Source organism: Actinomadura sp. SCN-SB (assembly GCF_043906805.1).
In the GTDB taxonomy this organism is placed as follows: Bacteria; Actinomycetota; Actinomycetes; order Streptosporangiales; family Streptosporangiaceae; genus Spirillospora.
In genome coordinates this window covers 20896-29180 of record NZ_JBIMPP010000088.1, presented here as the reverse complement: position 1 = coordinate 29180, position 8285 = coordinate 20896, and the positions used below count along the sequence as shown (strand labels likewise).

Genomic DNA, 8285 nt, shown 5'->3' with positions numbered 1-8285 from the left:
CATGCCCCCCACAATGACACGCTGCTGCCGTTACGGTTAGGGGCATGTCCACTCGTCGTACTGTTTCCCTCGTCACGCTTGGTTGTGCTCGTAACGAGGTTGATTCCGAAGAGCTTGCCGCGCGGATGGAGGAGGCGGGTTGGGGCCTGGTCGAGTCCGCGGATGATGCTGATGTGGTGGTCGTGAACACGTGCGGGTTCATCGACGCGGCCAAGAAGGATTCGATCGACACGTTGCTGGCGGCGCATGATTCGGGTGCCAAGGTGGTGGCGGCGGGGTGTCTGGCCGAGCGGTATGGGGCGGAGCTGGCGGCGGAGTTGCCGGAGGCCGATGCCGTGTTGGGCTTCGATGATTACGCGGAGATCGGGGATCGGCTGGACGACGTGGTGGCGGGCCGGCGGCGGGCGGCGCATGCGCCGCGGGATCGGCGCGCGCTGTTGCCGATCAGTCCTGTGGAGCGGCCGTCGGCGGGTGTGGTGACGCCTGGGCATGGTGAGTTGCCGGACGGGGTGGCGCCCGCTTCGGGGCCGCGGGTGTTGCGGAGGCGGTTGGGCGGGGGGCCGGTGGCGCCGTTGAAGCTGGCGTCCGGTTGTGACCGGCGTTGCGCGTTCTGCGCGATCCCGGCGTTCCGTGGCGCGTACGTGTCGCGGCGGCCGGAGGAGGTGCTGGCGGAGGCGCGGTGGCTGGCGGATCACGGTGTGCGGGAGCTGGTGCTGGTCAGCGAGAACTCCACGTCGTACGGCAAGGATCTCGGTGACCTGAGGGCGTTGGAGGGGTTGCTGCCGCGGCTGGCGGCGGTGGACGGGATCGAGCGTGTCCGGGCCAGCTATCTTCAGCCGGCCGAGCTGCGTCCGGGGCTGATCGAGGTGCTGTGCGGCACGGATGGGGTGGTGCCGTACTTCGACCTGTCGTTCCAGCACGCGAGCGGGCCGGTGCTGCGTTCGATGCGGCGGTTCGGGGATCGTGAGCGGTTCCTTCAGTTGCTGGATCGGGTGCGGGATCTGGCGCCGGAGGCGGGGGTGCGGTCCAACTTCATCGTCGGGTTCCCCGGCGAGTCGGAGGAGGACGTGGAGGAGCTGATGGCGTTCCTGTCGGAGGCGCGGCTGGACGCGATCGGGGTGTTCGGCTACTCGGACGAGGACGGTACGGAGGCGGCGGGCCTGCCCGGCAAGATCGACCCGGAGGATGTGGTGGCGCGGGTGGAGGAGGTCACGGCGTTGGCCGAGGAGCTGACGGCGCAGCGCGCGGAGGACCGGGTCGGTTCGGTGGTCCGTGTCCTGCTGGAGGACAAGGCGGACGGTGGCGTGGAGGGGCGGGCCGAGCATCAGGCCCCGGAGGTGGACGGGACGGTCCTGGTCCAGGGGGACGGGCTGCCGCTCGGGGAGATCGTCACCGCGCGGGTCGTGGGCAGTGAAGGGGTCGATCTGATCGGCCGGGTGGAGGGGCCGTGACCGCCGGCACCGCGGACTCCGACCGGCCGCAGGCGGGGTTGTGGAACATCGCCAACATCCTGACGCTGGTCAGGATCGCCCTGGTCCCGCTGTTCGTGTGGTTGCTGTTCGGGGAGGGGGACGGGTGGCGGCTGGCGGCGCTCGCGGTGTTCGCGGTCGCCTCCATCACCGACAAGATCGACGGTGATATCGCCCGCAGGCGCAATCTGGTCACCGACTTCGGCAAGATCGCAGACCCGATCGCCGACAAGGCGCTGATCGGTGCCGCGCTGGTCAGCCTGTCGCTGCTGGGTGAGCTGTGGTGGTGGGTGACCGTCGCGATCATGGTGAGGGAGATCGGGATCACCGTGATGCGGTTCGTGGTGATCCGGTACGGGGTGATCCCGGCGGGCAAGGGCGGCAAGCTGAAGACGTTGCTTCAGGTCGTCGCGATCGGGTTCTTCATCCTGCCGGGTCCGCTGGATCCGGTGCGCTGGGTGACGATGGCGGCGGCGCTGGTGGTGACGCTGGTGACCGGGGCCGACTACGTCCTCCAGGTGTGGCGGAAGCGGGGCGAGCGCCGCCGTAGCGAAGCGTGATGGGCGGTCAGGGCTTCACGTACGCGGAGGTGGGGGCGACACGGAACGCGGACGTGCCGCCCGGGTACGCGTGGCTTCGGGTGCGTGTGGAGGTCGGCTCGGGGCCTGAGGTGATGCGGAACGCGGCGGACGCGTTGATGGAGTTCTGGATGCATCGGGCCCTGCCCGCCAAGGTGAACGCGTCCGCGTCCAGGGCTGCGCCCGGTGTCGCCGTAGAGGTCTCGTTGGGCGTGGGGCCGTTGCGGTTGCGCGCGCCTTGTCGTGTGGTGTGGGCCGAGGAGGGCGAGCGGCGCGCGGGCTGGGCGTACGGGACGCTGCCGGGGCATCCCTCATCCGGTGAGGAGGCGTTCGTGGTGCACATGGACGACGAGGGGGATGTCTGGCTCACGGTCACGGCGTTCAGCCGTCCGGCGACGCGGCTGGCGCGTGCGGCGGGGCCTTTGGCGAGGCTGTTCCAGCGGGCCTATGCGCGCCGGTGCGGTGCCGTGCTGCGCCGTCTGGCCCGCGCCTGAGGGTCTCGCGCACGTTCCGGCGGGCCGGTCGCCCTCGGCCCGCCGGGGTGCGCATCGCCCCGTGGTGGTCATGCGGTCGAGGCGGCATGACCGCATGACCACGCGGGGGGCGGCGCCGGTCGGCCCCGCTGCCGCGGGCGCCGCCCCGGATCCGGGAAATGCCCGCTCCCAGCCGGACATTTCATTGTTCAACTTCCCCGATCCGTGTGCGTGGGCGGGGTCCGGACACCCCTCCCTCGCATTCGGACGGCCCGCCCATGCGCTTCAAGACTGCCCGGTGCGAGCGGCGCGCGGCAATTGCCACTTTGGATGAGTTCCGGATAAGTGCATTCTGACAAATTGCTTGACGATTGAAATTGTGCGGTGGGTCGGAGGGGGCGTGCGCTGGGCGTGGCCCGGCACGCGGCGAGGGCGGGGCCGCGCCGGTGCCCGGGGCCGCCCCGCCCTCGCGTCGTCGCTCGTCAGGCGCTATACGGCGACCACCTCCGGATGGCGCTCCTGGAGGTAGAGCAGGGCGGCGAGCCCCGCCTGAAGGCGCGACTCGACGCCCAGCTCCTTGAGGATCTTGGCGATATGGGCCTTGACCGTGTGTTCGCTCACCACCAGGGTGAGCGCGATCTGGCGGTTGGACATGCCGTGTCCGAGCAGCAGGAAAACCTCGCGCTGCCGTGAGGTGAGACGGTCCACGCGGGGCAGGGAGCGAGTCCATGCGGGGATGTTCTCTTGGTGCGTCACGAGGTGGTAACCCCTGGTTTTCGGTGGGGGGCGAAAACTCATACTTGATCAATTCTTAGTCCGGGCCGTTACGCGGTCTCAACGTTTCCGAACGGCCTGATGTGGACAGCGGGGAGGCGGCGCGGGGCCGTCCCAGGCGTTGCCGTACATTCGGAGCCGCGAACACAGGGATCTGTAGGGAACGCTTGGCCATAACGGGCCGCCGCCCTGGCGCCCCCGGTCGGCCGGAGGAGGACGCGGTGCGGGTCGAGCTGGTCACCGTCGGGGACGAACTGCTCCTGGGCGACACGGTCAACGGGAACGCGGCCTGGATGGGGCAGCGGCTCGCCGAGCACGGGCTGGAGGTCACCCGCAGCGTGGTCGTGGGCGACGAGCTGGACGTGATCGTCGAGGCGGTGCGGGAGGCGCTGGGCCGCGCCGACGCGGTGATCACGACCGGCGGCCTGGGGCCCACCTACGACGACGTGACCAGGGACGCGCTGGCGGCGGCCGCGGGGGTGAAGCTCGTCCGGGATCCCGGCCTGGAGCGGCGGCTGCGGGAGCGGGTCGCGGCGGCCGGGCGGGAGTTGCAGCCGATGGCGCTGCGGATGGCGGACGTCCCGGAGGGCGCCGGGATCCTGCTCAACTCGGCGGGCAGCGCCGCCGGCCTGCGGGTGGAGCTGCCCGGCGGCGTGGTGTACGCGCTGCCCGGCGTCCCGTTCGAGATGCGGACGATGATCGAGGAGGTGGTGCTGCCGGAGCTGGCGGGGGAGAACCGCGCCGCCCGCCGTACCCTCCGCACCGCGGGGCTGTGGGAGTCGGTGGTGGCCACCAAGCTGGCCCCCGTCGAGGCCATGGACCGGATCAAGCTCGCCTACCTGCCCGATCCCGCCGAGGTCAAGATCCGCATCACGGCGACCGGCCCGGACCCGGCGGCCCGCCTGGACGAGGCGGAGCGGACGGCGCGCGACCTCCTCGGGGACGCGGTCTACGGCGCCGGGGACCAGACCCTCGACCGCGTCGTCCACGGGCTCCTGGCGGAACGTTCCGCGACCGTGGCCACGGCGGAGTCCCTCACCGGCGGCCTGATCGGCGCGGAGCTGACCCGCATGCCCGGCTCCTCGGCCACCTACGCCGGGGGAATGGTCGCCTACGCCACGGCGTTGAAGAAGGAGTTGCTCGGTGTTCCGGCTCCGCTCCTGGACGAGCACGGCGCGGTGCACCCGGACGTCGCCGCCGCGATGGCCACGGGAGTGCGCGAACGGCTCGGAGCGACCTATGGGGTCGCCGTGACGGGTGTGGCCGGACCCGAGGCGCAGGACGGCCGCGAGGTCGGGACGATTTTCGTCGGAGTGGCCACCCCCACAGGAAATCCCAGGGTGATCCGGCCGCTACTCCCGGTACCCGGGGTGGGCGCCGAGATCCGCGGGGTGATCCGGAGAATGACCGTCGTCCACGCCCTTGAGCAGCTAAGACGTGTGATTCTCGGGCTCGGCGAGGGTCCGGGGGCCACCCCGGAAGGGTGACCTTCGAGAAGGGTTCAACTGATTACAGCGTTACGTTTCCAGCGAACACGAAATCCACGGTCTGCCACGGTCACGTCTCAGGCGGGTACGGTGGAACCCAAGACGGTCCGAACTGAGGGAGGGAGCGAGACGATGGTCCTGCTTCGCGGGCTGCTCGGCGATGTACTGCGGCAGCTGCGGCTGCGCCAGGGACGCACCCTCCGTGAGGTGTCCGCCGCGGCGCGGGTCTCCCTCGGCTATCTCTCCGAGGTCGAGCGCGGGCAGAAAGAGGCGTCCTCGGAACTGCTGGCCTCGATCTGCAAGGCGCTGGGTGTGCCGCTCTCGCACGTTCTGCGGGAGGTGGCCGACCAGCTGGCGCTGGCCGAGCTGCAGCACGAGCCCGTCATGGCTGGCGCGCCCGAGCACGAGCGCCTCGCCGACGAGCGCATCGACGAGACCATGTCCGAGAGCATCCCGGCCACCCCGGAGGGCATCGCGGACGAGTTCCGGGCCGACATGGTGGCCGCCTGACGGCGGATTCTCCTCCGGCCCGGCCGTGTGGCCTGCGCGTATGACCGCGTGCCCGCACGGTGTGGGCGGCTTCACGAATGATCCCGGCATTACCGGGGAGCCTTCCGTTGTTGTTCATGAACACGCAACGATGCGGAAGGAGCCGAACCATGGTGGCGGTCAAGAGCCCTCTCACGGAAGCGGCCCAGAAGACGGTGGGCGACGCCCTCCAGAACTCGCTGATCGACCTGATCGACCTGGCGTTGGTGGCCAAGCAGGCGCACTGGAACCTCACCGGCCGGAACTTCAAGGTCGTCCACGAGCATCTGGACGAGGTCGTCGACCTGGCCCGCCAGTACCAGGACGAGGTCGCCGAGCGCGCGATCGCGATCGGGGTGAACCCGGACGGCCGTGCCCGCACCGTCGCCGACCGCACCGTCCTCCCGCAGCTGGAGGCGGGGTACCTGGCCGACGACAAGGTGGTGGCCGCGATCACCGACACCCTCGGGCAGATCATCGAGCGGTTCCGGGAACGGGTCGAGGTGACCGACGAGCCGGACAAGATCACCCAGGATCTGTTCATCGAGATCGTGGCGGCCCTGGAGAAGCAGCACTGGATGTTCCAGGTCCAGATCGCCGGCTGAGCCCGCGACCGCGGCGCCTGAGGACTTCGCTCCCGGGGGAACCCCCAGAGCGTGTGATCACGTCCAAGGGGAATGCGCTCGTACCGTAACGGCTTCGGTGGCCTGCGCGCCGCCGCCTGGCCGGCCATCGTCCTCGCCCTCGTGACCGCGTGCGGTGGTACGAGCGCGAGCGGACGCGTCTGCACGGGCATCGGGTCCAGGGAGGGGATCGGGCTCGATATCCCCGCCCCGTACGCGGCGAAGGTCGGCGAAGCCGCCATGACGGTCTGCTGGAACGGGGCGTGCCGGGAGCGGGAGATCCAGCTCATGCCGTCGACGAAGGCGGTGCCGGCCGGCTGCACCGGTGACGCGCCGGAGGACTCGTGCTCCGCGATCGCCTCCCCGGACGGGGGGAAGCACGGTTTCGCCGACCTGGACGGCCTCCCCACCACGCCCGTTCAGGTCACCGTGGTGCTCCGGGACGCGGCCGGCGCCGAACTGCTCGACCAGAAGATCGGCGTCACGCCGCACGTCACGTACCCGAACGGCAGGGAGTGCGGCGCCGGCGCTCCCCAGGCGGAGATCGTCGTCGCGGACGGGAGGCTCAGCGTCCGGCCGTGACCAGCCATTGCGCGCCGGGCAGCAGCACCCCGTCCCGCCCCTCGTACGGTGCCAGGGCGGCGCGGAGCCGCCGGCGGGCCTCGTCCTCGGTCAGCGTGTCGTCCTGCTCGACGATGTAGCGGGTGGGACCGCTGGCCAGGAAGGCGTCGGCGGCCTCGGCGGCCGTCGCGCCGAAGCGGTGCGGGACGTGGATCGCCTCGATCGACACCTGGGTGAAACCGGCGCGGCCCAGCACGTCCCCGACACGATCGCGCCCGGAGAGGGAGAACATCGCGGGCGCGGAGCCGGGGTAGGCGGCGACCACGTCCTCCGGCGGTTCCGGAGGCATGCCCAGCAAGGCCGCGACCGGCACCACGTACCAGGCGCAGCGTTCCGGCGGCTGCGGGCAGATGAAGGCGAGCCTCCCGCCGGGACGCAGCGCCCTCCGGACGTTGGCGAACGCGGCGATGGGATCGGCGAAGAACATCACACCGTGCCGGCTGACGGCCACGTCGAAGCCGCCGTCGGGCAGCGGGTGCACCTGGGCGTCCCCCTGCTCGAAGGCGACGTTGCCTCGCCCGGACGCCGCCTTCCGCGCCTCGTCCAGCATCGGGCCGGACAGGTCCAGCCCCAGGGCGTGGCCCTCCGGCGCACGGGACGCGGCCATCAGGGTGGTGTCACCCGTACCGCACCCGATGTCGAGCACCCGATCCCGGCCGCCGACGAGGGCGGCGTCCAGGAGGCGGCGGGTGAGCTCGGCGTCCGGGTCCTCGCCGTCCCTGCCTCCCGGCCCGCCCGCGGCCCAGACCTCGCCCTCGTCGCCGTTCCACGCCTCGAACTGCTCGGTGTTGTGGACGGTCATCGCCCGCTCCTAAATGAACACTTGTTCATGAACATGTGTTCATCTTGGGGGATGGCGGGCGGCCGCGTCAACGGCCGCGAGGGTCACCGGGCGGTGAGGCCGAAGCGTTCCCGTTCCGGCCGGCCGGTCGAACACGGCCCACGCCACGTCCGGGACGAACAGGTGCCTCGGCACGGCGCGCAGCGCCTCGGCCATAGGATCGGTGCCTTCGACCATGACCTCGTGGCGATGCCCGAGCGTCACGCCGACCAGGAGAGGACACCGACCGATGACGCTGCCTGATCACCCGGCCGAACGGCACCGGCAGGTCGCCGGGCTGTTCACCGACCGGGTCCGCGGTACCGAGTCCTGGGACGTGCCGTCCCCCGTCGCCGGCTGGACGGCCCGTGACGTCGTACGCCATCTGACCGACTGGTTCCCCGGCTTCCTGGCCTCCGGCGCCGGGATCGAGCTCCGCCGCGGCCCGTCGGTGGACGAGGATCCGGTCGCCGCGTGGCAGGTGCACTCCGACGCCGTGCAGGCGGTGCTCGACGACCCGGAGACGGCGGACCGGAAACTCACCAACCCGCACATCGGCGCCATGCCCCTGGACGTCGCGATCGACCGCTTCTACACCGCCGACGTGTTCATGCACACCTGGGACCTGTCCAGGGCGACCGGCCAGGACGACCGGCTCGACCCCGATTTCTGCGCCCGACTGCTCGCCGAGATGGAGCCGATGGAGCAGGTCCTGCGCTCCTCAGGCCAGTACGGCCCCAAGGTCGAGGTTCCCGCCGACGCGGACGTCGCGGACAGGCTCCTGGGCTTCATCGGCCGCGACCCGTCCTGGCGGGGTCGCTGATCGAAGGGCGGGGTCCGTCCACTCCGCCGACTCGGTCACGAGCGACCACTGTTTCGCCTGCATGGCGACGGCAACGACCGGTGCGTTCT

Annotated in this window: 11 protein-coding genes; 8 read left to right on the top strand and 3 right to left on the bottom strand. The window is 71.0% G+C overall.

The genetic code is table 11. From position 1 onward, the window contains the following. Positions 1-44 precede the first annotated feature (44 nt). The 3 genes from rimO to ACGWYJ_RS35040 are packed head-to-tail and all read left to right on the top strand — an operon-like array spanning position 45 to position 2541. Positions 45-1451: a 30S ribosomal protein S12 methylthiotransferase RimO gene (gene rimO, locus ACGWYJ_RS35050; protein WP_395110867.1), complete on the top strand. Its 1407-nt coding sequence runs from the start codon at positions 45-47 to the stop codon at positions 1449-1451. Further along, complete coding sequence (gene pgsA, locus ACGWYJ_RS35045; RefSeq protein WP_395110866.1) at positions 1448-2029, top strand: CDP-diacylglycerol--glycerol-3-phosphate 3-phosphatidyltransferase; 582 nt, start codon at positions 1448-1450, stop codon at positions 2027-2029. The genes rimO and pgsA overlap by 4 nt, the downstream gene beginning before the upstream one ends. Beyond that, positions 2029-2541 carry a DUF1990 family protein gene (locus tag ACGWYJ_RS35040; RefSeq protein ID WP_395110865.1) on the top strand — a complete coding sequence of 171 codons (513 nt, stop codon included), beginning with the start codon at positions 2029-2031 and terminating at the stop codon, positions 2539-2541. Before pgsA ends, ACGWYJ_RS35040 begins: the two co-directional genes overlap by 1 nt. A gap of 468 nt (positions 2542-3009) precedes the next feature. Here the strand turns inward: ACGWYJ_RS35040 and ACGWYJ_RS35035 are convergent, their stop codons facing one another. Further along, entirely contained in the window at positions 3010-3228 is a 219-nt protein-coding gene (locus ACGWYJ_RS35035; protein WP_395110864.1) for a helix-turn-helix transcriptional regulator, read from the bottom strand. Positions 3229-3515: 287 nt separating this feature from the next. Here ACGWYJ_RS35035 and ACGWYJ_RS35030 point away from each other — a divergent pair, with 287 nt between their 5' ends. The 4 genes from ACGWYJ_RS35030 (at position 3516) to ACGWYJ_RS35015 (ending at position 6514) form a co-directional block, all read left to right on the top strand. Beyond that, entirely contained in the window at positions 3516-4781 is a 1266-nt protein-coding gene (locus ACGWYJ_RS35030) for a CinA family nicotinamide mononucleotide deamidase-related protein (RefSeq protein ID WP_395110863.1), read from the top strand. Positions 4782-4913: 132 nt separating this feature from the next. Beyond that, the gene (locus ACGWYJ_RS35025; protein ID WP_395110862.1) at positions 4914-5291 is read left to right on the top strand and encodes a helix-turn-helix domain-containing protein; all 378 of its coding nucleotides are present in this window, start codon (positions 4914-4916) and stop codon (positions 5289-5291) included. A gap of 149 nt (positions 5292-5440) precedes the next feature. Then, complete coding sequence (locus ACGWYJ_RS35020) at positions 5441-5914, top strand: Dps family protein (RefSeq protein WP_395110861.1); 474 nt, start codon at positions 5441-5443, stop codon at positions 5912-5914. Positions 5915-5986: 72 nt separating this feature from the next. Then, on the top strand, positions 5987-6514 hold the full coding sequence (locus ACGWYJ_RS35015) for a hypothetical protein (protein WP_395110860.1): 528 nt from the start codon (positions 5987-5989) through the stop codon (positions 6512-6514). On the opposite strand, the gene ACGWYJ_RS35010 is transcribed toward ACGWYJ_RS35015, so the two are convergent. Next, positions 6498-7355 (bottom strand): class I SAM-dependent methyltransferase, encoded by an 858-nt coding sequence (locus ACGWYJ_RS35010; protein ID WP_395110859.1) that lies wholly within the window; start codon positions 7353-7355, stop codon positions 6498-6500. The two genes, ACGWYJ_RS35015 and ACGWYJ_RS35010, sit on opposite strands and share 17 nt — an antisense overlap. 39 nt (positions 7356-7394) lie before the next feature. Beyond that, on the bottom strand, positions 7395-7598 hold the full coding sequence (locus tag ACGWYJ_RS35005; RefSeq protein WP_395110858.1) for a hypothetical protein: 204 nt from the start codon (positions 7596-7598) through the stop codon (positions 7395-7397). A 25-nt stretch (positions 7599-7623) separates the two neighbouring features. Here ACGWYJ_RS35005 and ACGWYJ_RS35000 point away from each other — a divergent pair, with 25 nt between their 5' ends. Further along, positions 7624-8196 carry a TIGR03086 family metal-binding protein gene (locus ACGWYJ_RS35000; protein WP_395110857.1) on the top strand — a complete coding sequence of 191 codons (573 nt, stop codon included), beginning with the start codon at positions 7624-7626 and terminating at the stop codon, positions 8194-8196. Positions 8197-8285 lie beyond the last annotated feature (89 nt).